Here is a 22357-nt window from a genome sequence, read left to right as displayed (position 1 = left end):
CGTTAGGAGCCCCCGCGCGACCACATAGGCCCACCCCGGCCTCACGGCTTCTCGGTCAACTCGGCCAGGCGAGCCTCGACCTCAGCCAGCTCGGCCCGCAGCCGCCGCGCCTGTTCCTCGGCCTCGGACCGCTCGGCCGACAGGATCTGCTCCACCGCCTCGTGCACCCCGGGCACGTCGACCAGCGCCACCATCCGCAACGCCTCGGCCGGGCGCACCACGTACGGCTTCGCCAGCACCTTGGAACCCTGCGAAGCCGCCACCGTCCACTCGCCCTCGCCGTAAGCCAGCGTGACCGTCAAGGCGGGCGGAGGCTTCGGCTTGGCCGAACGCCCCGCCGCCTTCCGAGGCCCAGGAGCCGCCGTCACGTCATCCCCACCCTTCCGCGGCGCGGGCGCGCCCGCCCTGTCCTCGCCGCCGGCCGCCTTGACTGCCGCCTGCGACCCGCCGTTCGCCTCCGCCGCGGCCCGGGCCTTCTTCGCCCCCGGCGCCGGCTGATCGAGCACGAACGCCGGCCCCGGCGGCGCCACCGGCTCAGCCGCGGCAGGAACCGGAGCCGCCTTCTTCGCCACCGCACCCCGGGGCGCCACCAGCAGATCACCGGGGGAGAAGGGCAACTCGTCACGCCCGAACCGCACCACCACCCACTCGTCGGACTCGGCCGGATCACCCAGCCCGACCACCTGCCCGAGCTGCCCGGCCATCTGCCCGGCGGCATCGGTGAACTGGACCCGCGGCTTGCGCCCGGCCGCCAGCCCGTCACGGATCGTCTGCAACTCGTCGGTGCTCAGCCCAGCCATCGCCCCAGCCCTCCACACGCCTTCGAACGTTTGTATGACACTTCTACCAGGTGCCACCGACATTCCCGCGCGCAGACCCCGCGCGGACGGCACAGAGGACAACCCCGCCGGCACGCCTACGACCCTGGTCGTAGCGCTACGCTCCGAGCCAGTTCCACCCGGCTACGCCGGCATGTGCCGTGACGCGCTGAATAACGACTTCCGCCAGGTCCACCTCGAACGCCCCGCCGAGACGACCGCCCAGATCAGTGGAACAACTTGAGCCCGATAACCCCGGCCACGACCAGCAGCAACGACAAAATCCGCAGCACGCCGGCCGACTCGCCCAGAAACAGCATCCCGGCCAGAGCCGTGCCCACCGCGCCGATGCCCACCCACACCGCGTACCCCGTGCCGATCGGAATGCTCCGCAGGCTGTAACCGAGCCCGACCATCGACGCCACCAGCGCCACCACGAAGATCACACTGGGCACGAGCCGGGAAAAGCCCTGCGAACGACCGAGGGCCACTGCCCACACCGACTCGAGCACACCAGAGATCACCAGAACGACCCAGGCCACGACGACGCACCACCCTCACGCGGTCGTCTTTGCCTGCCGGGTACGACACGTCCTCGTCCGGGATATCCGCTCCTGCGGTACCGCAACCCACGTTAGCAAACAGACGGCGATCGCCCGGTGACGCAATACTCCCGGCCCGAAGGATCACGCAACGTCGTCCAATCACCCTCGACCCGCCGCACCACGGCCGCCCCCAGACCCACGTGCCGCGCCACCTCACGATCCACGTCGTCACACGCCAGATCCAGGTGCATCCCCGCCCGCGACGACCCCACACGCTGCATCAACAGCTTCAACGGCAGGCCCTCGCCCCGCTCCAGGTGCTCGAACTCCGGTAAATCCGACGGCCTGCGCGCCCACCCCGTCAACGACGACCAGAACCCCACCTCACGATCAAAAGCATTCCCCGGTACGTCGACACACACCTGATCCACCGCGCTGACCGACCCGCCCGGCCACGCCACCGGCGACGGCCGCGCGACCTCGCCATCCCAAGGCACCAGGCAGAACACCGCACCCGCGGGGGAGCGCAACACCACCAGGTCACCCTCGTCGAGCAACACCGAAGCCCCCAGCGGCACCGCCTCACCGGCCGCCGCCCGCACCGACAAGACATGCAGATCCAGGTGCGTACGCGGGGGAGAGGACCCGAGAACCTGCACCCGCAGATACGCATCCCCGTCCGCCGGCAGCAACGTCGCGAAATCCCCGCGCCGCGCCGACAACGTCGAACCCGTCACCGCCAGCCAGAACCCCTCGACCTCACGCGCCGGCGAATCCAGGAACCCCGTGACCCACCTGACCTCCACAAGATCGCCCCCTGTCAAAATTCATCCACATCGAAGGAGCATGCGATGAAGTGGATAACCCTCGGCAGCGCGATCATCTCAGAAGTCAGCGCCAGCCTCGCCCTGCGCGCCGCCGTCGACCACCCCGCCTGGTACACCCTGGTCGTCGCCGGCTACATCGCCGCGTTCATCCTCATGTCCCTGCTGCTGCGCCAAGGCATACCCATCGGCGTCGCCTACGGCATCTGGGCCGCCAGCGGCGTCGCCCTCACCGCCCTCGCCGCCGCGGTCATCTTCGGCGACCCGCTCACCTGGCTCATGACCGTCGGCTTCGCCGCCATCATCGGCGGCGTCCTGCTCATCGAAACGGGCTCGCGGCCGGAAGAGGCCCGATGAGTTACCTCTACCTCGCCCTCGCCATCACCCTGGAGATCAGCGCCACCATGGCCCTGCGCGTCTCCGACGGCCTGCGCGTCAAGAAATGGATCGCCCCCATCCTCGCCGGCTACACCGTCTCCTTCACCCTGCTCTCCCTGGCCCTGCAGGAAGGCATGCCCATCGGCATCGCCTACGGCATCTGGTCCGCCATCGGCATCGCCGGCACCGCCATCATCGCGAAGGCCGCCTTCAACGACCCCCTCACCAAAAAGATGGCCGCCGGCATCACCCTCGTCATCATCGGCGTCCTGCTCGTCGAACTCGGCAGCCACTGAGGCAGCCCTTCAAGCGCCGCATGCTTCACCGGCGGATCATCAGACCGTCCAGGGTGAGGTCCAGCAGACGCTCCGCCTGCCGGCGGAGCTCAGGACGCGCCGAGGTGAGAGCGATGCCCTCCAAGGCGGCGCCGATGTCGGAGGGCTGGATATCGGTGCGGATCATCCCGTCCGCCGCACATGCGCTCATGAGCGAAGCGACAGCGGCCTGAATCAGTTCCCGGCTGTGGCCGTACGGGTTGTTCCCCGTCGCGGCGATGGCACGCAGGGCGTCGATCATGCCGTGCTTGGCGGTGGCGTAGTCCAGGAAGAGGCGCATCCATGCGCGGAGGGCCTCGTCCGGGGCGTGCCGGAGAAGCAGAGCCGGAGCGGCGTCGCACAGTTGCGCCACCTCGTTGCGGTAGACCGCCTCGACCAGCGTCTCGCGCGTGGGGAAGTTGCGGTACAGAGTCCCGGTGCCCACACCCGCTTCCTTGGCGATGCGCTCGAGGTGGACCTCCAGCCCTTCCGCCGCGAACATCTGCGCGGCGGTCGCCAGGATCTTTTCCCTGTTTCGCCGAGCGTCGGCCCGCAAGGGCCGGGACGTTGCATCTCTCATGAGGTCCTTGCCGCTCCTTCCTGATAGACCACGAGTTGCTAAGTGGCGGTGCCTCCACTTACGCTGACGAAGTGGAGGCGCCTCCGATTGACTGTAGGGCACCACGCGCCTGCGCACTTCCCAGGAAAGGAGCCGACCATGTCAGGCATCAGCGGAAAGGTCATCGCCATCACGGGCGCCAGCAGCGGCATCGGTGAGACGACAGCGATCCACCTCGCCCGCAAGGGCGCCCGCCTCGTCGTCGGAGCCCGCCGCGAGGACAGGCTGACCGATGTCGTCAACCACATCACCGCAGAGAGCGGCACGGCCACCGGACTCGTCGTCGATGTCACACGGCGAGAGGACCTGCAACGCATGGCGGACACGGCCATGGACAGGTACGGCCGGCTCGATGTCCTCGTCTCCAACGCGGGCACGATGGCTGTCTCACCGTTCGACGACCTCCGCCAGGACGACTGGGACGCCATGGTCGCCACCCACATCACCGGCCTGCTCAACGGCATCGGGGCCGCCCTGCCGATCTTCCGCCGGCAGCGTTCCGGCCACTTCGTCAACGTCGCCTCCACCGCGGCGTACGTCGTCAAAACACCCCAAGCCGTCTACGCGGCCACCAAGACAGCGGTCAAGGTGCTCACCGAAGGCCTGCGGCAGGAATCGGGGCCTGACCTGCGCGTCACCCTCGTCTCTCCCGGCTTCACCAACACCGAAGGCATCGGCAAGGGAGCGGATCCCGAGATCGCGGCAGCGATGACTCGGCAGCGCGACGAGATCGCGATGCCGCCCTCCGCCGTCGCCTCGGCCATCAGCTATGCCGTCGAACAGCCCGACGGCGTCGACATCAGCGAGATCGTCGTGCGCCCCACCGCGCAAGCCTGAAATCGGCGAACTGACGGTGACGGCGAGACCCGCGCTCACTCGCTCAGCAAGAGCACGGCGGTCGGCGGCATCGAGCGTGGTCAGGGTATGCCGCCCACCGCTGGACTCGCTGAGGTATGCGGACGAAGCATGGGGGAGACCGGCCACACTCCATACTTTGTCTCCACGCCACGAGCGCTGCTCCTCATCCGGACGCGCCGATAGAGACCCTGATGCCCTCGGGCGCGGGTCGGGCTGCACAGACCGACCCGACGCGCTTCTCGGTAATCAAGCCGCGCTCACGACAAAAAAGGACGGGGGCGACAGCGGCCGCGGGACCGGAGCTAGGCGCAAAGATGCCGTCACACCGCTGATCCCGAGGAAAGCCATCGACGATATCCCAGGTCGAGAATCGACGTTATGTCAACCTAGCTCGGGACGGGGGCCACTGAAGGATGCGCGCTGCGTTCCTTCCACCGTTCCCTGGGCAGCCCCCCCGGGCTGTCGATGGTTTTGCAGACCTGTGACCGACGACGTGGGGCGCGTCGGCCGACGCCTTGATCTGACGGTGTTGTAGCTCGGCTGGCCTGGGCACAGTCCGAGCCTGTCAAAGCAAACAGCCCGGCAGTTGCATCCGGGCCGCCAAAGCTTCGCGAGCCGCGACCCGCTACGGATGACGTCGACAGCATGGCTGCCCCGTTCCTTTGGGCGGCCCGGAGCAGCAATTGATCGCGACGGGCGCCACCGCTGGCCCGTTCGGCGGTGTCGTTCACTTCAGGCGGTCGATCCCCGAGGATGTCCGGCACGCAGCATGCCGACCGACATCTCCGCACATCCGTACGAACGTGCTGTATAATATCTCATATGCATGACGAGCGCAGCATTTCGGTCAGCACGCTCATTCAAGACTTTCTCGCGGCCCGGGCCGTGCGCAAGCTGTCGGTTCATACGTTGGCGGCGTACGAGCGTGATCTGAACTCGGTTGTCATGCACATGGGCGAAGGTCCGGTCACTTTGGGTGACCTCTCCCCTCGTTCGCTGCGGGCGGCGTTTGCGGCTTTTGCGCGATCTCGGGCGCCGGCTTCGGTGGCGCGGGCCTGGTCGAGCTGGAACGCGTTCTTCACGTTTCTGGTGACCGAGCAGGTGGTGGCGGGCAATCCGATGTCGGCGGTCGACAAGCCGAAGCAGGCGCTCCACTCCCCCAAGCCGCTGCGTGGTGAGGACACTCCGGAGCAGCTTCTCGATGCTGTGAGCAGGGTGGATGACCGGGTGCGGGATCCGTGGCCGGAGCGGGATGTGGCGGTGCTGGCGCTGGCTCTGTGTGCGGGGTTGCGGCTGTCCGAGCTGCTGGCTCTGCGGGTGGGATCGTTTCTGGGGCGTCCGGGTGAGCGGCGGGTCGAGGTGGCGGGTAAGGGCGGGCGGCCGCGGACCGTACCTGTTGAGCCCGAGCTGGATGCTGTGGTCGAGCGTTATGTGGAGAGTCGTCGGCTGCGGTTCGGGCGGGTGGGGGCGAGTGACGCGTTGATGGTGGATCGCAAGGGCGCTCCCCTGCAGCGTGGTGGTCTGCAGTATCTGGTGAGCTCCTGTTATCGGCGGGCGGGTGTCAATGACCGGGTGCCTCGGGGTGCTCAGCTGCACGCTTTGCGGCACACCTTCGCTACGCGGCTGGCTGAGGACGGCGCCAACGCCAGCGAGATCATGCGGTTGCTGGGGCATGCGTCGTTGGCTACGTCGCAGAACTACATCGAGGTGACGGCGGAGCAGCAGCGCGCGGCCGTGCGGGCGAACCGTACGAACCGCGCCTTGGGCAAGCTCGCCTGAGGTCGCCCGGGCGGGCGTACGTCGCCTCGGTGATCACCTGCCTCGTGTCGGTGCGGAAAGAAGGCCGATCGTCCGGCGCCGCCGCCGGACGATCGACCGTGGATGGCCTTCGCCGGCCGCTAGGACCACTTGATCGACGAGACCTTGTCGTTCGTCCCCACGTTCAGGTTGCTGGCCGAGCCGCGATATCCGTCGAACGCCCCGCCGAAGCCGGGGTCCTCGAAGTGCTTCGCCCAGCAGTTCGAGAGCAGCGTGGACGAGGAGACGCGGTTCACCCAGCCGTTCGGCATCGGGTCCTGGGTGTAGTCCAGGTCGGCCAGGGTGTTGGTGCAGCCGCCGTTGTAGGCGTAGAACCAGTAGGTGCCGCCGAGCGGGTTCCGGTAGTTCCAGTCGTAGGCGATCTCGATCAGCGTCGGGATGAGGCTGAGACCGGCCTGGGCCGCTTTGGCCGCCGGCGCTCCGCTCTTGGGCTCGCCGATTTGTCCGCCCATGGCCACGAAGTGCTCGCGCGCCTCCGGGAAGGTGGCGAAGCACTCCTCGGAGGCCGGCTTGCCGATCTCGGCCATGCAGTGGTTGGCCACCGGTTCGGCCGGGGCGGCCGACGACGGCGCCGTGCTGAGGGCCAGCACGGTGCTGACGGCGGCCGCGGCTGCGAATACGTAACGCATCTGTTGGTCCTTTCGGAGGGTGGCCCGCCGGGCCGGCCGGCCGATGGGAACCACGGTGGATCGGGGCCGCTGAGCAACTGTTGGATAGTCGTTGAATCGCGGGTCCGCTGCCCGACAGTCCGGGTGGTGGTCGCCGCGGACACTGATCGGCATGGAGTTCCGGCTGCTCGGCGAGATCGAGGTGTGCGCCGACGGCCGCGAGGTTGACATCGGGCACACCAAGCAGCGGTACGTGCTGGCCGCGCTGGCCGTGGACGCCGGCCGCAGCGTCCCGGCCGACACGCTGGTCGAACGCGTGTGGGGCGCCGGTGCCCCACGCGGCGCCAAGGACACCATGCGCGCTTACCTGTGCCGCCTCCGGCAGGCTCTGGACACCCCGATCGTCCGGCGGGCGGCCGGGTACATGCTCGCGGCCGATCCGCTGACGGTTGACGTGCACCGGTTCCGGCACCTGGTCGCGACGGCCCGGACCGAGTCCGCGTACGCGTCGGCCCTGGATCTGTGGCGCGGTGAGCCGTTGGGCCGGCTCGACACCGACTGGTCGACGCAGGTCCGGGCCTCGCTCGCGCGAGAACGCAAGGAGGCCGAGCATGCGCACGTCGACCTGCTGCTGGCCGACGGCCGGCACGGCGAGATGATCGGCACGTTGATCGCCCGCGCCGAGGCCGACCCGTTCGACGAGCGCCTGGCCGGGCAGCTCATGCTCGCGTTGCATCGCGGTGACCGGCGGGCCGACGCGCTGTCGCACTTTGCGCGGTTGCGCCGCCGGTTGGCCGACGAGCTGGGCATCGACCCGTCATCGGCCCTGCAGCGCCTGTTCCGCCGCATCGTCGAGGGTGACGCCGTGGTGCCCCGGCAGCTGCCGCCGAGGCCTGCCGCCTTCACCGGCCGGGCGGAGGCCTTGGCCGCGCTCGACAGCGTGCTGCTGCCGGGCCGGGTGGCGGTCGTCCACGGGCCGGGTGGCGTGGGAAAGACGTGGCTCGCCTCCTGCTGGGCGCACCACCACGCGCATCGTTATCCGGATGGTCAGCTGTACGTCAACCTGCGGGGCTTCGACCCCTCACCGGTCCCGGCGGGCGCGGCGATCCGGGGATTGTTGTACGGGCTCGGCGTCTCGCCGGCCGCGCTGCCGCCCGATCCGGATTCGCAGGTCATGCTCTATCGCAGCCTTTTGGCGGAGCGCCGGGTGCTGCTCGTGCTCGACGATGCCCGCACGGTGGACCAGGTGGAACCGCTGCTGCCCGGCGCGGCCGGCTGCGCCACGCTGATCACCAGCCGTAGCGGTCTGGTCGGGCTGGTCGTCAGGCACGGCGCTCGCCCGGTGCCCCTGGGCACCTTTTCCCCGGGTGAGTCTGCTCTGGTCCTGACCAGTCACCTCGGCCCGGTCAAGGTGGCGGCCGAACCGCGGGCGGTGGCCTCGCTGGTTCGCGATTGCGCGGGGTTGCCGCTCGCGTTGGGGGTGGTGGCCGGCCGGGCGGCGCTGGCTCCCGCGTTGCCCTTGGCCGCGCTGGCCGCTGATCTGTCGGCGGCTCGGCTCGACGGGCTGGATGGTCTGCGGGCGGTGTTGGCCGCGTCGGTGGCCGCGGTGCGCCCGGCCGCGGCCGAGCTGTTCGCCCGGCTCGGCCATGCGCCTGGGCCGGATATCGGGGCGGCCGCCCTGGGGCTCCTGGCCGGTCCGGATCGCGCGGCGCTGATGCTGTCGCTGCGGGAGCTGATCGACGTGCATCTGGTCGAGGAGCACCGGATGGGCCGCTACCGTATGCACGACCTGGTGCGGCTCTATGCGGCCGAGCTCGGCGGCGACCCGGGTCCGGTCCGCTCCCGCCTGATCGACCACTACGTGCGAGCGGCGCAGGCGGCTGGTCACTCGTGGTTCGAGGACGAGCACGAGGTGCTGCTGTCCTGTGTCGAGCTCGGCGGCCCGCGGCAGGTGGTGGCCCTGGCCGGGGAGATGTCGGACTACCTGAACCGCAGTGGCCGCTGGCACGACAGGGTGACTGTGCAGGAGGCGGCGATCCGGGCCGCGGTGCGGCTGGGTGACCGGGGCGCCGAGGCAGGTGCGCGGCGGGGGCTGGCCGCGGCGCAGATCTGCCTGCGGGCGTACGGCCCGGCGGCCGAACAGCTGGCCGTCGCGCGCCGCCTGTTCATGTCGGCCTGTGACCGGGCGGGCCTGGCTGGGGCCCACCGGACGACCGCCGCGTTGCATGCCCGCCAGCACCGCCACGCGGACGCGCTGGTGCACGACGAGCAGTCTCTGCTTCTGTACGTGAGCCTGGGCCACGTGGCGGGCCAGGCGACGGTCCTCAACGCGATCGGCTGGCACCATGCCCACCTGGGCCGGCCGGAGGTCGCGGTCGACCGCTGCACGGCCGCCCTGGCCCTGCACGAGCGGCTGGACGACGAGCTGGGCCGCGGCCTGACCCGGGACACGCTGGGGTTCGCCTACCATCTCCGCGGCGACCATGCGGCGGCGATCACCCATTTCGAGCAGGCCCTGACGGCCTTCCGCAACTGTGGCGACCGCTTCCAGGAGGCGGAGACCCTGCGCCGGCTGGGGGCGTCCCTGATCGGCTCGGGCGCGCCGGCCGAGGGCCGCGAGGCTTGGCGGAGGGCCGCCGCCATCCTGACCGGTCTGGGCCACCCGGCTGCCGCCGACGTGCTGCAGGATCTGGGTCGCACCCGGCCGGCCGGGGTCTCCGGTCAGGGGCGCGGGCCGGTTGACCGGGGTGCGGGCCGGGGCAAGGGCGGCCATCGGTGACGGCGGCGCGCGGCTCCTGGGTCGCGCGCCGCCGTCAGGCGTGCGGAGTCAGGCGACGCTGAGCTGGACGTCGATGTTGCCGCGGGTGGCGTTGCTGTAGGGGCAGACCTGGTGGGCGGCTTCGAGGAGCTGCTGGGCGGTGTCCTGGTCGACGCCGCTGAGTTCGGCTTCGATGGTGGCGTTGAGCTGGAAGCCGGGGGTGCCATCGGATTTGGGGCCGATGCCGACGTCGACGGTGATGGCGGTGTCGGCGAGGTCGATCTTCCGGCTGCGGGCGACGAGCTTGACGGCGCTGTGGAAGCAGGCGGCGTAGCCGGCGGCGAACAGTTGTTCGGGGTTGCTGTGGGCGCCGCCGGGGCCGCCCATCTCCTTGGGGACGGCGAGGTCGAAGTCGAGGACGCCGTCGCTGGAGCGGACGTGGCCGCTGCGGCCGTCGCCGGAGGCGGTGGCGCTGGCGGTGTAGATCGCCGTCATGGTGTGCCCTTTCCTTGGGTGCCGCGGATGCGGCTCAGCAGGTTGTGCAGTTGGAGGAATTCGTTCTCGGTGAGGTCGACGGCGCAGGCGATGCGGCGTGGGAGGTCGGCGAGGTCGTCGCGGAGGCGGTGGCCGCTGTCGGTGAGGTGGATCTCGACGGTGCGTTCGTCGGCGGCGCCGCGCTCGCGGCGTACGTGGCCGGCGGTTTCGAGTCTTTTGAGCAGTGGGGAGAGGGTGCCGCTGTCGAGGTCGAGGAGTCTGCCGAGGTCGCGGACGGTGGTGGGGCCGCGGTGCCAGAGGACGCGCAGGGCCAGGTATTGGGGGTAGGTGAGGCCGTGGGGGTCGAGGGCGGGCCGGTAGACGGCGGTCATGCTGCGGCTGGCCGCGTAGAGCTGGAAGCAGACCATCTGTTCGAGTCCGGTGCTGTCGACCATGGTGAGAACGGTAGTGCACAACTGAATTGTGCGCAATGGGAATGTGGCGACGGCCGCAACGGTGTGTGATCATCGCTCGCGTGGCGGACATCCGATTCGTACAGCTCTCCCCCGCGGCGCTGGCCGCGCTGATCGACGGCGACCTGGCTGCCGCGAGTGCGGCGGCGGGCGCCTCCCTGAGCCCGTACCTGGTGGATGAGGCCTGGTTGTGGCGCATCCGGCTGGCCGACATCGAGGCTGATCCGGCGGCGGCCGAGTGGATCGCGCGGGCCGCGGTGGCCGAGCCGGAGGGTGTAACGGTCGGTCACGGTGGGTTTCACGGTCCGCCGGACGCCGAGGGAGTGGTCGAGGTGGCGTACTCGGTGGCGCCCGAGCATCGCCGCAAGGGTTACGCCAAGGCGATGCTGCGCTCGCTGCTGGAACGGGCCGACGCCGACCCGCGGGTGACGGCGGTGCGGGCGAGCATCCGTCCGGACAATGTGGGCTCGCGGGCGACCATCGCCGGGTTCGGGTTCCGCAAGGTGGGCGAGCAGTGGGACCCGGAGGACGGGCTCGAGGACGTCTATCTGCGGTCGAGCTGAACGACCAGGGGCAGGTGGTCGGAGACGGCGGGCCGGCTGGTGGCGACCTGCACGACGCGGCCGAGGTCGTCGAGGCCGCGGGGGTCGGCCAGGATGTGGTCGAGCTGCGCCCGGGGCATGGGGCTGGGGAAGGTGGCGGCCCGGGCCAGGGTGCGCCATCCGGTCACGGCGCGGACGGGGCGCGACGGCATGTTGAGGTCCCCCAGCAGCACCCGGGGCGCGGGTAGCGCGCGCAGGGCCCGTACGGCGTGGCGCAGTTGCCGGAGGTTCCAGCCGGGCACGAACGACAGGTGGGTGGTGGCCACGGTCATCGGGCCCTGGGGCGTTTCCAGTACGGCGGCCAGCAGCACCCGGGGTTCGTCCTTGAGCAGCCGCAGGCCGTTGTCGGGGTCGTAGATGGGTGAGCGCATGGGCGCGCCGGGCAGGGCGGTGACCTGCCAGCGGGTCACCGGGTAGCGGCTGACCAGGGCGATGCCGTACAGCGGGTGCTGGTTGTCGTCGTCGCTGCGCCAGGGTTGCCACTTCTCCCCCGGCGTGCCGACGACGGCGGCGGCGAAGCGGTGGACCTGCGCGCCGAGGGCGTCGGCGGCGATGGCGGTGAGGTCGAGCAGGCCGCTGCGGGGCTGGGCCTTGTCGACCTCCTGCAGGCCCAGCACGTCGGCGTCGAGGTCGGATACGGCGGCGGCGACGCGATCGGCGTGTACCGTGCCGTCGGACAGCGATCTGCCGTGCAAGAGGTTGAACGTGGCCAGGCGCACGAGTACCGACCCTAGCCAACGGGGAGAAGCCGATGTTCATCAAGGCGCTCTGCTGCTCAGTGATGATCTTCATCGCAGTCGCGGCGATCGGGATCTGGTTGCAGCGCCGGCGCGGCCGATAATGCCTGTCATGACTGATGATCTGATCGCCGAGCTGGAGTCGCAGGAGCGCGAGCTCGAGCTGAGCCGTTTCGACAACGCCGACGCGTGGCGGCTGGGCAGCCTGCTGGTGGAGCTGGCGACCGGGCGGGGGCTGCCGGTGGCGATCGACATCCGGCGGGGCGCGCAGCAGTTGTTCCATGCCGGGCTGGCGGGCAGCGTGGCCGACAACGACCGGTGGATCGAGCGGAAGGTGCGGGTGGTCGAGCGCTACGGGGCGTCGTCGTACCTGGTGGGCCGGCGGCTGGCCGCGAAGGGGCAGGAGCTGGACGCGGGCATGGGGGTGAACCCGGCCGACTACGCGGCGCACGGCGGGGCGTTCCCGATCCGCATCCGTGACGTCGGGGTGGTCGGGGTGGTGACCGTGTCGGGTCTGCCTCAGGCCGACGACCACGCGCTGGTGGTGGAGGCGTTGCGGGCGTTTCGCTCGTAGCGAGAAAGCCTTCCGGTGCGGCCCGGGGCCGGGGCAGGGTCGTGCGCATGAGATTGCTGATCCTGGGCGGGTCCGGCTTCGTGGGCCGGGCCGTCGCCGACGAGGCTGTGCGCCGCGGCTACGACGTGACCGTGTTCAACCGGGGGCAGCGGGTGGCGCCCTCCGGTGTCCGCGTGCTGATCGGCGACCGGATGGGCGACCTGTCCGCGCTCGGGACCGGCGCCTGGGACGCGGTGGTCGACACGTGGTCGGCCCAGGGCGAGGCGGTGCGGCGGACGGCGGAGCTCCTCAGCACCAGGGCCGGGCATTACGCGTACGTGTCGAGCCGGTCGGTCTATTCGGGCGAGCAGCACGAGAAGGCCGAGGCGGCGCCCCTGGTCGACGACGGCGACGAGGGGTACGCCGGGGACAAGCTGCGCGGTGAGCAGGGGGCGGCCGCTTTCGACGGTTCGGTGCTGCTGGCCCGGGCCGGGCTGATCCTGGGCCCGTACGAGGACATCGGCCGCCTGCCGTGGTGGCTGAACCGGCTGGCCCGGGGCGGTCCGACCCTGGCCCCGGGCCCGCGGAACAGCCCGCTGCAGTACATCGACGCCCGCGACCTGGCGAACTTCCTGCTCGACACGGCCACCCGCCGCGTCGACGGCCCGTTCGACCTGGTCAGCCGGTCCGGTCACACGACCATGGGTGAGCTGCTGGAGATCGCAGCCGAGGTGACCGGCGGGCGCGCGGAGCTGCGCTGGACCGAGCCGGCGACGATCGAGGCGGCCGGGATCGAGCCGTGGACGCAGCTGCCGGTCTGGCTGCCGCCGGGCGACCTGCACGAGTTCCTGCACGGCGGGGATGTGAGCAAGGCGTACGGGGAGGGTCTGGTCTGCCGGCCGGTGCGGGAGACGGTCGAGGACACGTGGGCGTGGCTGCGCAGCCTGCCCGGTGACGCGCCGCAGCGGGCCGACCGGCCGCGGGTGGGCCTGGACCCGGCGGTGGAGGCGAAGGTGTTAGGCGAGTAGCTCGGCCAGGCGGGCCGCGCCCACGTTGCCGCCCGAGATGATCACACCGATCCGGGCCGGCGGCGGGTCGAGGCGGCCCGCCAGCAGCGCGGCCACACCGGTGGCGCCGCTGGGCTCCATGACGAGCTTGAGCCGGTCGACCGCGAAGCGCAGGGCGTCGCGGATCTCGTCGTCGCTGACCAGCACGATCTCGTCGACGAGTTCCCTGTTGATCGAGAAGGTCAGCTCGCCCGGGGTGGGGGCGGCCTGACCGTCGGCGATCGTGCGGGGCACGGGGATGCTCACGCGCTTTCCCGCGGCCAGCGACAGGAACGTGTCGTTGCCTTCTTCGGGTTCGACCCCGATGACGCGGATGCCCGGTTGCAGGCCCTTGGCGGCGGTCGCACTGCCCGCGATGAGTCCGCCGCCACCGACGGGCACCAGGATCGCGTCGAGGTGGCCGGCCTCTTCGAGCAGCTCGAGGGCGGCGGTGCCCTGCCCGGCGATCACGTCGGGGTGCTCGTAGGGCGGGATCAGGGCCAGGCCGCGCTCCTCGGCCAGCCGGGCGCCGATCTGCTCGCGGTCGCCGGTGTACCGGTCGTACGTGACGATCTCGGCCCCGTAGCCGGCGACCGCGTCGAGTTTCGAGCGCGGTGTGTCCTCGGGCATGACGATGACGGCGGTGGTGCCCAGCTCCTTCGCCGACAACGCGACCGCCTGGGCGTGGTTGCCCGACGAGTACGCGGCGATGCCGCGCCCCAGCTGCTCGGGGCTCAGCCGGCGGATCGCGTTGTAGGCGCCGCGGAACTTGAACGCGCCGACGCGCTGCAGGTTCTCGCACTTGAGGTAGACCTCGCAGCCGGCCCGCCCGTCGAGCGTGCGCGAGCGCAGCACCGGGGTGTGGTGGGCGACCCCCTCGATGCGCTTGGCCGCCTCCCGCACATCCTGCAAGGTGACCATAAGCCGTTTCCCTCTCGACCCGCGATGCCGATAGCCTGCGCTGCGATGACGACGCTATCCCATGACTCCGACGGAACCGGGCGGCCCGTGCTGCTGCTGCATTCGACGGTCTGCGACCGCCGCATGTGGGATCCCCAGATGGTCGCCCTGGCCTCGGCCGGCCTTCGGGCGGTGCGGGTCGACCTTCCCGGGTACGGCGACTCCCCCGTCCCGTCCGCGCCGTACAACCCGGCCGACCTGGTGATCGAGACGCTCGACGGCCTCGACGAGTTCGCGGTCGTCGGCTCCTCCGGCGGCGGCCTGGTGGCCTTGGAGATCGCCGCCCGCTGGCCGCAGCGGGTCACCGCCTTGGCGCTGTTGTGCACAGCCGGCCCCGAGATGACCCCGTCCGCCCAGCTGCGGGCACTGTGGTCGCAGGAGAACGCCCTGCTCGAAGCGGGCGACGTGGCGGCCGCGACCGAGCTGATGGTGGACACGTGGGTGGGCCCGCAGGCCGACGACGCCACCCGCGCCCACGTCCGCGTCATGCAGCGCCACGCCTACGAGGTTCAGCTCGCGGCGCCCGAGGTCGACGAGCTCGAGGTCCCGTACGCGGTGGAAGCGATCACCGCCCCCACCCTGCTCATCTCCGGCGCGCACGACCTGCCCGACTTCCGCGACATCGCCGAGGGCCTGACCGCCCGCCTGCCCGTCGCGACCCACCTGCCGCTCGACTGGGCCGGCCACCTGCCCAACCTGGAAGACCCGGCCGCCCTCAACGACCTGCTGCTCCCCTTCCTGACGGATCACTGATGCCACACGTGACGCCCTACGCGCTCGAACCGGGTCAGGCGGCGGCGAGCAGGCCCTGCGCGTCGGTCACGGCGAGGCGCGACGCCATGGTCGTCCGGGCGGCGATCTTCGCGACGTAGACGGCGCGCTTGCGGGCCACGCAGCCGTCCTTGGCCGCGGCTGCCTGCTGCTGCTCCAGGTGGGTGCTCAGGCCGTCCTTGAGCAGGGCCAGGGCCTCGGTGCGCAGCTGCGACACCCGCGACTCGGTCACCTCGAGCTCGGCGGCCACCTCGGCCAGCGGCCGCTCGCGCAGGTAGGACTCCTCGACGACGAACCGCAGCCGCTCGGGCAGGACGGCCACCGCGTCGTGCAGGTAGCCGATGCGCTCGCGGTGCAGCAGCATCTCCTCCGGGTTGAGGGCGGTCTCGGCGAGCATCTCCTCGGCGGTGCCGGCGGCGAAGCCCTGCAGCGAGAGCACGGCGGCGCGCTGCACGTCGTCCTGCACGGAGGCGAGCTCGCTGACGGCCACGCCCAGCAGCTGCGCGAGCTCGGTGTCGGTGGGCGTGCGGCCCAGCTGGGCGGTCAGTTCCTGGCGGGCCTGCTCGGCGCGGCGGGCCCGGGCCCGGACCGAGCGGCTGGCCCAGTCGAGGCCGCGCAGCTCGTCGAGCAGGGCGCCGCGCACCCGCATCGCGGCGAACTTGCCGAACGGGACGCCGCGGGCCTCATCGAAGGCCTGGGCGGCGGTGACCAGCGCGGCGTAGCCGGCCGAGGCCAGGTCGTCGCGGTGCACGTGCGGCGGGACCTTGAACAGCGTCTCGCGCACCATGTGGCCGACCAGGGCCATGTTCTCGCGGATCAGGGTCTCCTGCTCGCGGGTGACGGTCGTGGTGGCGTTCATGGTGGTTCCCCCTTGTCGTTGCTGACAGGGAGGAACTTTTGTCGGCGCCGGGTGCAGGATCCGGTTACACGCAGTTGCCGCTCGGTTGCGCTCGGAACGGAACTCTCAAGTGAGCAGCCAGCCGTTCTCCATGGCCAGGCGGACGGCCTCGGCGCGGGTGCGGGCGCCGGTCTTGCCGATGGCCGACGACAGGTGGTTGCGCACGGTGCCTTCCGACAGGTGCAGCTCGCGGGCGATGTCGGCCACCGTGCCGCCGTCACGGGCGGCCCGCAACACCCCGGTCTCGCGCTCGGTCAGCGGCGAATCGCCCTGGGCCAGGGACTGCGCGGCCAGGCCGGGGTCGACCACCCGCAGCCCCTCGTGGACCCGGCGCACCGCGTCGGCCAGCTGGCGGGCCGGGGTGTCCTTGACGATGAACCCGCCCGCGCCGGCTGCCATGGCCTGACGCAGGTAGCCGGCCCGGCCGAACGTCGTCACCATCAGCACCCGTACGGAAGGCATCGCCCGGTGCAGCGCCCGGGCCGCCGCCACCCCGTCGAGGCCGGGCATCTCCACGTCCAGCAGCGCCACGTCGGGCTCGCTGGCCCGGGCGGCCGCCACCACCTCGTCGCCGCGGCCGACCTCGGCCACGACCTTCAGGTCGGGTTCCATGTCGAGCAGCGCGGCCATCGCGCCGCGGACCAGGGCCTGGTCGTCGGCGAGCAGCAACTTGATCATCTCGGTACCTCCACGCGTACCCGGAAACCCGGCCCGTCCGCACAGGCGCCGGCCACCAGCCGGCCGCCCGCACCCTCGGCCCGCCGCCGCAGGCCGGACAAACCCTGCCCGGTCACGAAGACGCCGCCGGCGCCGTCGTCGACGATCTCCACGCAGTCCGGGGTGAGCTGCACCCGCACGTGCCGGGCCCGGCTGTGCCGCACCACGTTGGTGACGGCCTCGCGGATCGTCCAGGCGAACAGTTCCCGGTTGCGGGTGGGCACCTCGTCGGCGGCTCCGGGCAGGTCCGCCTCGACGTTCGCCGCGGCCAGGGCTTCGCGGGCGGCGGCGATCTCACCGGGCAGCGAGATGCCGCGTACCCCCAGCGCCGTGGTGCGAACGTCGGCCAGGGCGTCGCGGGCCAGCGTCTCCAGGTCGGCCAGTTCCTTGCGGGCCCGTTCGATGTCGACGTCGAGCAGCCGCTGCGCCAGCTCGGCCTTCACGGTGACCACGGTCAGCGAGTGCCCGAGGATGTCGTGCAGGTCGGCCGCGATCCGGGCCCGCTCGTCGGCTACCGCCCGGTCGGCCAGTTCGAGCTGGGCGGCGATCAGCCGGCGCTGGCGTTCGGCGGCCATCCGGATCCCGTAGGTGGCCAGCGAGCCCAGCAGCACGGCCAGGCCGTAGCCGCGGTCGGCCCAGCCGTCGACCGTCCGCGGAAGGATCTCCGCCCCGGCGAACAGGATCGCGGCCAGCGGCGCCGACTGGCCGATCGGCAGGTTCACCATGGCCAGGGCCGCGACGTAGACCAGGCAGGTCAGCGCGTGGTCGCCGGCGCCGGGCACCTGCAGGGCGACCAACGCCAGCAGCAGCGTGATGCCCAGCCAGACCCGCACGGTGCGCCGGCGGCGGCGGGCCACCAGGAACAGGAAGCCGGCGGCGAACACCGCCACCGAGATCAGCCCGGTCACCCGCCAGTACACGTTCGGCTGGTTCAGCAGCGCTCCGACGTTGCCGCCGAGGTAGAACAGCCAGACGGCGGCGAACACCCAGCCGAAACGTGGTGGGCCGCCCGTCGCCGTCATACCGAGGAACCTACGGCTCATACGCGCGCGGTGTCCCGCCGGAACCGCCACATCGCGCCCGCCGCGAACAGCGCGGTCCACACCACCACGTTCAGCACGGCCAGCCACAGGTTGCCGTCGTGGGTCAGCGGGTAGCGGGCGATCTCACCGACCCCGTACACGGGGGTGAACTTCGCGATCGTGGCGAACGCCGCCCCGAACTGGTCGAGCGGCACGAACAGGCCACCGGCGAACGAGAGCACCGCCAGCACCGGCCCGAGGATCTGCATCACGTTCTCGCTGGGCAGCAGATAGCCCATGAACAGGCCGAACGCGGCGAACACGAGGGCACACACCCAGGCCAGCACACCGCAGACGACCCACGCGTACGCCGGCAGCTGCGCCCCCGCGAACGCGCCGACCACGAACGCGACCCCCACCGACACGGCCCCGATGATCATGGCGAGGACCAGTTTCACGGCGACGTAGGCGACCGGGCGCAACGGGGTCAGCCGCAGCTGCCGGCTCCACCCGGCGGCCCGTTCGATCGAGACCATCGCCCCGCCCGAGGTGGTCGCCAGCATCGCGCCGTACACGGCCATGCTGACCAGGATGTAGCCGGTGACGTTGCCGTCGCCCAGCCGTTCGGTCCGGTAGTCGCTGCTCGTGCCGAACAGCAGGAAGAACACCGCCGGCATGACGAAGGTGAAGACGACCGTGCGGCGGTTGCGCATCATCCGGCGCAGCTCGAGCGCGATCATGCCGGGGGTGAACCCGCCGAACCTGGGCAGGGAACGGGCGACGGGTACAGCAACCGTGCTCATGAGTGCGGCTCCTCGTCGGCCGTCAGGGCCAGGAACGCGTCCTCCAGGTTCCGGGAGGTGACCTCCAGGTCCCGGGCCGCGGTGCGGGTGAGCAGATAGCGGGCGATCTCGTCGGAGTCGTTGCCGTGCAGGAACACGGTGTCGCCGCGCACCTCGGCCCGGTCGACGCCGGCGATCCGCGCCAGCTCGCCCTCGGCCGCGCCGGGCAGGGTGGCCCGGACCGTACGGCCCGAAGCCAGGGCCTTGACCTCGGCCGCGGTGCCGTCGGCGACGATCCGGCCGCGTCGCACGAACACGACCCGGTCGGCGTACGCGTCGGCCTCCTCCAGGTAGTGGGTGGCGAAGATGACCGTGCGGCCGCGGCGCGCGTCGTCGCGGATCGCCGACCAGAAGTCGTGCCGGCCGGCGACGTCCATGCCGGTCGTCGGCTCGTCCAGGATCAGCAGTTCCGGGTCGGGCAGCAGCGCCATCGCGAACCGCAGCCGCTGCTGCTGACCGCCCGAGCACTTGCCGACCAGCCGGTTCGCGACGTCGGTGAGGCCGGCCCGCGCGATGGTCGCGGCGACCGCCGTCCGCGGCTTGCCGAACAGCACCGCGGTCAGGCGCACGGTCTCCTCGACGGTGTAGTCCTTGAGCAGCCCGCCGGTCTGCATGACGGCCGAGACCAGGCCGAGCGCGACCGCGTCGTGCGGGGCCCGCCCGTACACCTCGACGCTGCCCTCGTCGGGCTGTTGCAGGCCGAGCAGCATGTCGACGGTGGTGGTCTTGCCGGCGCCGTTGGGGCCGAGCAGGGCGACCACCTCGCCGGGGCGGATGGTCAGGGAGACGCCGTCGACCGCGGTCACCGCGCCGTAGCGCTTGACGACGCCGGACAGGTCGACCGCTGCGGTCTCCAGAGCGGTGGTGAGGGTCATGCGTTCATCGTGGGCGCCCGGCCCTGCCCGGCCGGCTGCTGAGCGTCACGACCCGGGCATGACATTCGTCAGGGCCGCACTCTGGCGCCGCGCCGCCCCGGGCACCAGAATGCGGCGATGGAACCGACGCACAGCGCCCTGATCGTCGCCGTCGCCGAGGCCGAGCCCGCCGTGGCCGTCCACCGCGACCGCCTCGACCTGGCCGCCTCGTGGGGGGTGCCCGCGCACATCACGGTCTGCTACCCGTTCCTGCCGCCGTCCCGCATCGACGCGCACGTGCTGGCCGGGCTGCGTCAGGCCGCGGCCGGGGTGCCCGCGTTCTTCTGCGCCCTGACCGGGGTGGGCTGGTTCGGCGAACGGGTCGTGTGGCTGGCCCCCGAACCCGCGCACCCGTTCCTGGCCCTGACGGCCGCCGTCTGCGCCCGGTTCCCGGCCGCCCGCCCCTACGACGGCCTGTTCGACGAGGTGGTGCCCCACCTGACCATCGGGCACGACCATCCCCCGGCCGATCTGAAGGCCGCGGCCGGCGCCGTCGCCGAGCACCTGCCCATCCACGCCCGGGTGACCAGCATGCGCCTGGCTGTCGGCACGCCCGCCCCGGGCGCCACCTGGTCAACTCTGGAGGAGTTCGCGCTGGGCTGACGGCGACCCGTCGGTCACCACCGGCTCGGCATCCAGCTCCAGCTCCGGCTCGGGCTGGGGCTGGGGCTGGGCGGAGGTTCGCTGCCGGTCGAGGCGGCGGGTCAGGGCCCCGCCCTCGACGTCGACGTCGGGCAGCAGCCGGTCGAGCCGGCCGGGCAGCCACCAGGCGGCGTTGCCCAGCAGCACCATCACCGCCGGCACGAGGATCATGCGGACGACGACCGCGTCGAACAGGATCGCCATGCCCAGGCCGAACCCGATCGACTTGATGACAGCCTCGGGGCCCAGCATGAACCCGAAGAACACACTCATCATGATGAATGCGGCCGCGGTGACGACCCGGGCCCCGTGCCGGAAGCCGCTGATCACCGCGTCCCGGGCCTTCGCGCCGTGCACGAAGGCCTCCCGCATGCGGGTCACCAGGAAAACCTGGTAATCCATGGCGAGGCCGAACACGATGCCGATGAGCAGGATGGGCAGGAAGCTGATGATCGGCCCGGTCTGGATGAGCCCGAACCGGTCGGCCTGCCAGCCCCACTGGAACACCGCCACCAGCGCGCCGAACGTGGCCGCCACCGACAGCAGGAACCCCAGGGTCGCCGTCAGCGGCACCAGCACCGACCGGAACACCAGCGCCAGCAGCACGAACGCCAGACCGACAACCAGAATCAGGTACGGCACCAGGGCGCCGGCCAGCTTCTCGCTGATGTCCACGTTGACGGCGGTGGCGCCGGTGACCCCGAGCACGCCCTCGGTGTCCCGCATCCGGTGCACCAGATCCTCGGTGGCCCGGTCGTCCGGTGCGGTGGCCGGGACGACCGTGACGATCGACGTGTCGCCGGCCACGTTCGTCGCCGGCGGGCTGACCATCGCCACCCCCGGCAGGCCTTCGAGCGTGGTGCCGGGCACGACCACGACGGTCAGCGGGCCGTTGAAGCCCGGCCCGAACCCGTCGGACAGCTGGTCGTACGCGCGGCGGGGGCTGGTGTCGGCGGCCGCGCTGCCGTCGGTCGGCAGCCCCAGGCGCAGGTCGGCGGCCGGGATCGCGATCACGCCCAGGCCCAGCACGGCGGCCAGCAGGGCCGGCACCGGGTGACGGGCGATCACACGCACCCAGGTGTCACCCAGCGCCGGGCGGGCGGTCCGGTCCCGTACCTGCGCCGGGGTGATCTTCGTGCCCGCGTACCCGAGCAGCGCCGGCAACAGCGTCAACGCGATCAGGACGGCCACCGCCACGGTGCCGGCCGCCGCCACACCCATCTGGCTCAGGAACGGGATGCCGGCGACGGTCAGACCGGACAGGGCGATGATCACGGTAAGCCCGGCGAACACGACGGCGTTGCCCGCTGTGCCCACCGCGCGCCCGGCGGCCTCGGACCGCTCGCGCCCGGCCCTGAGCTCGGTGCGGTAACGCGACACGATGAACAGCGCGTAGTCGATGGCCACGGCCAGCCCCAGCATCATCGCCAGCGTCGAGGTGGTGCCGGAGAGCTCGGTGAAGCGGGTGGCGATGCCGATCCCGGCGAAGCCCAGCGCCACCCCGATGATCGCGGTCAGCAGCGGCAGGCCGGCCGCCACCAGCGACCCGAACGTGGCGAGCAGGACGAGGGCGGCGATCACGACACCGAACACCTCACCGATCGGGGCGTGCCCGGCGGCCTGCACGGCGTCGCCGCCGACCTCGGCGATCAGCCCCTCGGCCCGCGCCCACATGACCACGTCGTCCAGGCCCTGCCGGGCGGCGCCGGTCAGGCCGCTCGGCGGCACACTGTAGGTGACCTGCACGTACGCGACCGTACGGTCCGGATTCTGCGCCGGGTCGCTGACCGTGGCGACCTGCGGCGAGCTCTTGAGCGAGGCCACCGCCCGGCGCACGGCCGCCTCGTCCAGCACGTTCCCGCCGGGCTGGGCGAACACCACCCGCGCGGTGGCCCCGGCCGTCTGCGCCCGGGCCTGCGGGAACCGCTCGGCCAGCAGGTCGATCGTCTGCTGCGCGGGCGTGCCCGGGATGCTGAACGAGTCCGTGGTGGGCTTCTGCAGCAGCACCATCCCGGCCAGGGCCGCGACCAGCAATCCCAGCCAGGACAGGAGCACCGTCCGGCGGTTGCGGAACGAGTACCGGCCCAGCCGGTACAGCAACGTAGCCATGCCCTCCACCGTCCTCGCGATCGGCGTCGCCCACGTCGTGTTTGCGCAGAAAGCCGG

Annotated in this window: 25 protein-coding genes; 10 read left to right on the top strand and 15 right to left on the bottom strand. The window is 71.5% G+C overall.

Translation table 11 applies throughout. The features are described from left to right. Window positions 1-41 precede the first annotated feature (41 nt). The 3 genes from LXN57_RS21225 to LXN57_RS21215 form a co-directional block, all read right to left on the bottom strand. The gene (locus LXN57_RS21225; RefSeq protein WP_251799913.1) at window positions 42-800 is read right to left on the bottom strand and encodes a hypothetical protein; all 759 of its coding nucleotides are present in this window, start codon (window positions 798-800) and stop codon (window positions 42-44) included. Between the two features lie 245 nt (window positions 801-1045). Then, a complete protein-coding gene (gene sugE / locus LXN57_RS21220) occupies window positions 1046-1360 on the bottom strand; it encodes a quaternary ammonium compound efflux SMR transporter SugE (protein ID WP_251799912.1) in 315 nt (104 codons plus the stop codon). A gap of 92 nt (window positions 1361-1452) precedes the next feature. Next, window positions 1453-2169, bottom strand: a complete 717-nt coding sequence (locus tag LXN57_RS21215; protein ID WP_251799911.1) for a VOC family protein — start codon at window positions 2167-2169, stop codon at window positions 1453-1455. A 45-nt stretch (window positions 2170-2214) separates the two neighbouring features. Here LXN57_RS21215 and LXN57_RS21210 point away from each other — a divergent pair, with 45 nt between their 5' ends. Both LXN57_RS21210 and LXN57_RS21205 read left to right on the top strand, forming a co-directional pair. Further along, window positions 2215-2544, top strand: coding sequence for a DMT family transporter (locus LXN57_RS21210; RefSeq protein WP_251799910.1), 330 nt, complete (start codon window positions 2215-2217; stop codon window positions 2542-2544). Then, window positions 2541-2861 carry a DMT family transporter gene (locus LXN57_RS21205; protein ID WP_251799909.1) on the top strand — a complete coding sequence of 107 codons (321 nt, stop codon included), beginning with the start codon at window positions 2541-2543 and terminating at the stop codon, window positions 2859-2861. The genes LXN57_RS21210 and LXN57_RS21205 overlap by 4 nt, the downstream gene beginning before the upstream one ends. Window positions 2862-2886: 25 nt before the next feature. Here the strand turns inward: LXN57_RS21205 and LXN57_RS21200 are convergent, their stop codons facing one another. Beyond that, window positions 2887-3435 (bottom strand): TetR/AcrR family transcriptional regulator, encoded by a 549-nt coding sequence (locus LXN57_RS21200; RefSeq protein ID WP_251799908.1) that lies wholly within the window; start codon window positions 3433-3435, stop codon window positions 2887-2889. Window positions 3436-3597: 162 nt separating this feature from the next. Between LXN57_RS21200 and LXN57_RS21195 the strand changes: the two genes are divergently transcribed. Continuing rightward, window positions 3598-4335 (top strand): SDR family oxidoreductase, encoded by a 738-nt coding sequence (locus LXN57_RS21195; protein WP_251799907.1) that lies wholly within the window; start codon window positions 3598-3600, stop codon window positions 4333-4335. Window positions 4336-5178: 843 nt separating this feature from the next. Continuing rightward, a complete protein-coding gene (locus LXN57_RS21190; RefSeq protein ID WP_251799906.1) occupies window positions 5179-6135 on the top strand; it encodes a tyrosine-type recombinase/integrase in 957 nt (318 codons plus the stop codon). A gap of 119 nt (window positions 6136-6254) precedes the next feature. Here the strand turns inward: LXN57_RS21190 and LXN57_RS21185 are convergent, their stop codons facing one another. Next, window positions 6255-6803 carry a hypothetical protein gene (locus LXN57_RS21185; RefSeq protein ID WP_251799905.1) on the bottom strand — a complete coding sequence of 183 codons (549 nt, stop codon included), beginning with the start codon at window positions 6801-6803 and terminating at the stop codon, window positions 6255-6257. A 151-nt stretch (window positions 6804-6954) separates the two neighbouring features. Between LXN57_RS21185 and LXN57_RS21180 the strand changes: the two genes are divergently transcribed. After that, the gene (locus LXN57_RS21180; RefSeq protein WP_251799904.1) at window positions 6955-9561 is read left to right on the top strand and encodes an AfsR/SARP family transcriptional regulator; all 2607 of its coding nucleotides are present in this window, start codon (window positions 6955-6957) and stop codon (window positions 9559-9561) included. Between the two features lie 48 nt (window positions 9562-9609). Here LXN57_RS21180 and LXN57_RS21175 read toward each other — a convergent pair whose 3' ends face one another. Further along, window positions 9610-10035, bottom strand: a complete 426-nt coding sequence (locus LXN57_RS21175) for an organic hydroperoxide resistance protein (protein ID WP_251799903.1) — start codon at window positions 10033-10035, stop codon at window positions 9610-9612. Beyond that, window positions 10032-10469, bottom strand: a complete 438-nt coding sequence (locus tag LXN57_RS21170; RefSeq protein ID WP_251799902.1) for a MarR family winged helix-turn-helix transcriptional regulator — start codon at window positions 10467-10469, stop codon at window positions 10032-10034. The genes LXN57_RS21175 and LXN57_RS21170 overlap by 4 nt, the downstream gene beginning before the upstream one ends. 80 nt (window positions 10470-10549) lie before the next feature. Between LXN57_RS21170 and LXN57_RS21165 the strand changes: the two genes are divergently transcribed. Beyond that, window positions 10550-11050 (top strand): GNAT family N-acetyltransferase, encoded by a 501-nt coding sequence (locus LXN57_RS21165; RefSeq protein WP_251799901.1) that lies wholly within the window; start codon window positions 10550-10552, stop codon window positions 11048-11050. On the opposite strand, the gene LXN57_RS21160 is transcribed toward LXN57_RS21165, so the two are convergent. Continuing rightward, window positions 11032-11808: an endonuclease/exonuclease/phosphatase family protein gene (locus LXN57_RS21160; protein ID WP_251799900.1), complete on the bottom strand. Its 777-nt coding sequence runs from the start codon at window positions 11806-11808 to the stop codon at window positions 11032-11034. The two genes, LXN57_RS21165 and LXN57_RS21160, sit on opposite strands and share 19 nt — an antisense overlap. A gap of 130 nt (window positions 11809-11938) precedes the next feature. Here LXN57_RS21160 and LXN57_RS21155 point away from each other — a divergent pair, with 130 nt between their 5' ends. Both LXN57_RS21155 and LXN57_RS21150 read left to right on the top strand, forming a co-directional pair. Then, window positions 11939-12400, top strand: a complete 462-nt coding sequence (locus LXN57_RS21155; RefSeq protein ID WP_251799899.1) for a heme-degrading domain-containing protein — start codon at window positions 11939-11941, stop codon at window positions 12398-12400. A gap of 47 nt (window positions 12401-12447) precedes the next feature. Then, window positions 12448-13407: an NAD-dependent epimerase/dehydratase family protein gene (locus LXN57_RS21150; RefSeq protein ID WP_251799898.1), complete on the top strand. Its 960-nt coding sequence runs from the start codon at window positions 12448-12450 to the stop codon at window positions 13405-13407. On the opposite strand, the gene LXN57_RS21145 is transcribed toward LXN57_RS21150, so the two are convergent. Beyond that, the gene (locus tag LXN57_RS21145; protein ID WP_251799897.1) at window positions 13396-14346 is read right to left on the bottom strand and encodes a threonine ammonia-lyase; all 951 of its coding nucleotides are present in this window, start codon (window positions 14344-14346) and stop codon (window positions 13396-13398) included. The genes LXN57_RS21150 and LXN57_RS21145 overlap by 12 nt on opposite strands. 45 nt (window positions 14347-14391) lie before the next feature. Between LXN57_RS21145 and LXN57_RS21140 the strand changes: the two genes are divergently transcribed. Next, window positions 14392-15138, top strand: a complete 747-nt coding sequence (locus tag LXN57_RS21140) for an alpha/beta fold hydrolase (protein ID WP_251799896.1) — start codon at window positions 14392-14394, stop codon at window positions 15136-15138. A gap of 34 nt (window positions 15139-15172) precedes the next feature. Here the strand turns inward: LXN57_RS21140 and LXN57_RS21135 are convergent, their stop codons facing one another. The 5 genes from LXN57_RS21135 to LXN57_RS21115 all read right to left on the bottom strand — a co-directional run bounded on the left by LXN57_RS21135 (window position 15173) and on the right by LXN57_RS21115 (window position 19510). Further along, window positions 15173-16015, bottom strand: a complete 843-nt coding sequence (locus LXN57_RS21135; protein ID WP_251799895.1) for a sigma-70 family RNA polymerase sigma factor — start codon at window positions 16013-16015, stop codon at window positions 15173-15175. 105 nt (window positions 16016-16120) lie between these two features. Further along, window positions 16121-16732 carry a response regulator transcription factor gene (locus tag LXN57_RS21130; RefSeq protein ID WP_251799894.1) on the bottom strand — a complete coding sequence of 204 codons (612 nt, stop codon included), beginning with the start codon at window positions 16730-16732 and terminating at the stop codon, window positions 16121-16123. Beyond that, on the bottom strand, window positions 16729-17793 hold the full coding sequence (locus tag LXN57_RS21125; RefSeq protein ID WP_251799893.1) for a sensor histidine kinase: 1065 nt from the start codon (window positions 17791-17793) through the stop codon (window positions 16729-16731). Before LXN57_RS21125 ends, LXN57_RS21130 begins: the two co-directional genes overlap by 4 nt. 17 nt (window positions 17794-17810) lie before the next feature. After that, window positions 17811-18596: an ABC transporter permease gene (locus LXN57_RS21120; protein ID WP_251799892.1), complete on the bottom strand. Its 786-nt coding sequence runs from the start codon at window positions 18594-18596 to the stop codon at window positions 17811-17813. Beyond that, on the bottom strand, window positions 18593-19510 hold the full coding sequence (locus LXN57_RS21115; protein WP_251799891.1) for an ABC transporter ATP-binding protein: 918 nt from the start codon (window positions 19508-19510) through the stop codon (window positions 18593-18595). Before LXN57_RS21115 ends, LXN57_RS21120 begins: the two co-directional genes overlap by 4 nt. A 117-nt stretch (window positions 19511-19627) precedes the next feature. Between LXN57_RS21115 and LXN57_RS21110 the strand changes: the two genes are divergently transcribed. Continuing rightward, window positions 19628-20152, top strand: coding sequence for a 2'-5' RNA ligase family protein (locus tag LXN57_RS21110; RefSeq protein WP_251799890.1), 525 nt, complete (start codon window positions 19628-19630; stop codon window positions 20150-20152). On the opposite strand, the gene LXN57_RS21105 is transcribed toward LXN57_RS21110, so the two are convergent. Then, complete coding sequence (locus LXN57_RS21105; protein ID WP_251799889.1) at window positions 20123-22300, bottom strand: MMPL family transporter; 2178 nt, start codon at window positions 22298-22300, stop codon at window positions 20123-20125. The genes LXN57_RS21110 and LXN57_RS21105 overlap by 30 nt on opposite strands. Between the last annotated feature and the right edge of the window lie 57 nt (window positions 22301-22357).

Origin of the sequence: Paractinoplanes hotanensis, assembly GCF_023717965.1 — a bacterium.
In the GTDB taxonomy this organism is placed as follows: Bacteria; Actinomycetota; Actinomycetes; order Mycobacteriales; family Micromonosporaceae; genus Actinoplanes; species Actinoplanes polyasparticus.
Note: the sequence above shows the minus strand (reverse complement) of the source record. Positions and strands in the feature narration are given on the sequence as shown.

What these genes read in the sequence shown, in the direction of transcription:
- LXN57_RS21225 (WP_251799913.1), bottom strand. Translation starts at nt 800, where the DNA reads ATGGCTGGGCTGAGCACCGACGAGTTGCAGACGATCCGTGACGGGCTG.
- LXN57_RS21210 (WP_251799910.1), top strand. Translation starts at nt 2,215, where the DNA reads ATGAAGTGGATAACCCTCGGCAGCGCGATCATCTCAGAAGTCAGCGCC.
- LXN57_RS21205 (WP_251799909.1), top strand. Translation starts at nt 2,541, where the DNA reads ATGAGTTACCTCTACCTCGCCCTCGCCATCACCCTGGAGATCAGCGCC.
- LXN57_RS21195 (WP_251799907.1), top strand. Translation starts at nt 3,598, where the DNA reads ATGTCAGGCATCAGCGGAAAGGTCATCGCCATCACGGGCGCCAGCAGC.
- LXN57_RS21190 (WP_251799906.1), top strand. Translation starts at nt 5,179, where the DNA reads ATGCATGACGAGCGCAGCATTTCGGTCAGCACGCTCATTCAAGACTTT.
- LXN57_RS21185 (WP_251799905.1), bottom strand. Translation starts at nt 6,803, where the DNA reads ATGCGTTACGTATTCGCAGCCGCGGCCGCCGTCAGCACCGTGCTGGCC.
- LXN57_RS21180 (WP_251799904.1), top strand. Translation starts at nt 6,955, where the DNA reads ATGGAGTTCCGGCTGCTCGGCGAGATCGAGGTGTGCGCCGACGGCCGC.
- LXN57_RS21175 (WP_251799903.1), bottom strand. Translation starts at nt 10,035, where the DNA reads ATGACGGCGATCTACACCGCCAGCGCCACCGCCTCCGGCGACGGCCGC.
- LXN57_RS21170 (WP_251799902.1), bottom strand. Translation starts at nt 10,469, where the DNA reads ATGGTCGACAGCACCGGACTCGAACAGATGGTCTGCTTCCAGCTCTAC.
- LXN57_RS21155 (WP_251799899.1), top strand. Translation starts at nt 11,939, where the DNA reads ATGACTGATGATCTGATCGCCGAGCTGGAGTCGCAGGAGCGCGAGCTC.
- LXN57_RS21150 (WP_251799898.1), top strand. Translation starts at nt 12,448, where the DNA reads ATGAGATTGCTGATCCTGGGCGGGTCCGGCTTCGTGGGCCGGGCCGTC.
- LXN57_RS21145 (WP_251799897.1), bottom strand. Translation starts at nt 14,346, where the DNA reads ATGGTCACCTTGCAGGATGTGCGGGAGGCGGCCAAGCGCATCGAGGGG.
- LXN57_RS21140 (WP_251799896.1), top strand. Translation starts at nt 14,392, where the DNA reads ATGACGACGCTATCCCATGACTCCGACGGAACCGGGCGGCCCGTGCTG.
- LXN57_RS21135 (WP_251799895.1), bottom strand. Translation starts at nt 16,015, where the DNA reads ATGAACGCCACCACGACCGTCACCCGCGAGCAGGAGACCCTGATCCGC.
- LXN57_RS21130 (WP_251799894.1), bottom strand. Translation starts at nt 16,732, where the DNA reads ATGATCAAGTTGCTGCTCGCCGACGACCAGGCCCTGGTCCGCGGCGCG.
- LXN57_RS21125 (WP_251799893.1), bottom strand. Translation starts at nt 17,793, where the DNA reads ATGACGGCGACGGGCGGCCCACCACGTTTCGGCTGGGTGTTCGCCGCC.
- LXN57_RS21120 (WP_251799892.1), bottom strand. Translation starts at nt 18,596, where the DNA reads ATGAGCACGGTTGCTGTACCCGTCGCCCGTTCCCTGCCCAGGTTCGGC.
- LXN57_RS21115 (WP_251799891.1), bottom strand. Translation starts at nt 19,510, where the DNA reads ATGACCCTCACCACCGCTCTGGAGACCGCAGCGGTCGACCTGTCCGGC.
- LXN57_RS21110 (WP_251799890.1), top strand. Translation starts at nt 19,628, where the DNA reads ATGGAACCGACGCACAGCGCCCTGATCGTCGCCGTCGCCGAGGCCGAG.
- LXN57_RS21105 (WP_251799889.1), bottom strand. Translation starts at nt 22,300, where the DNA reads ATGGCTACGTTGCTGTACCGGCTGGGCCGGTACTCGTTCCGCAACCGC.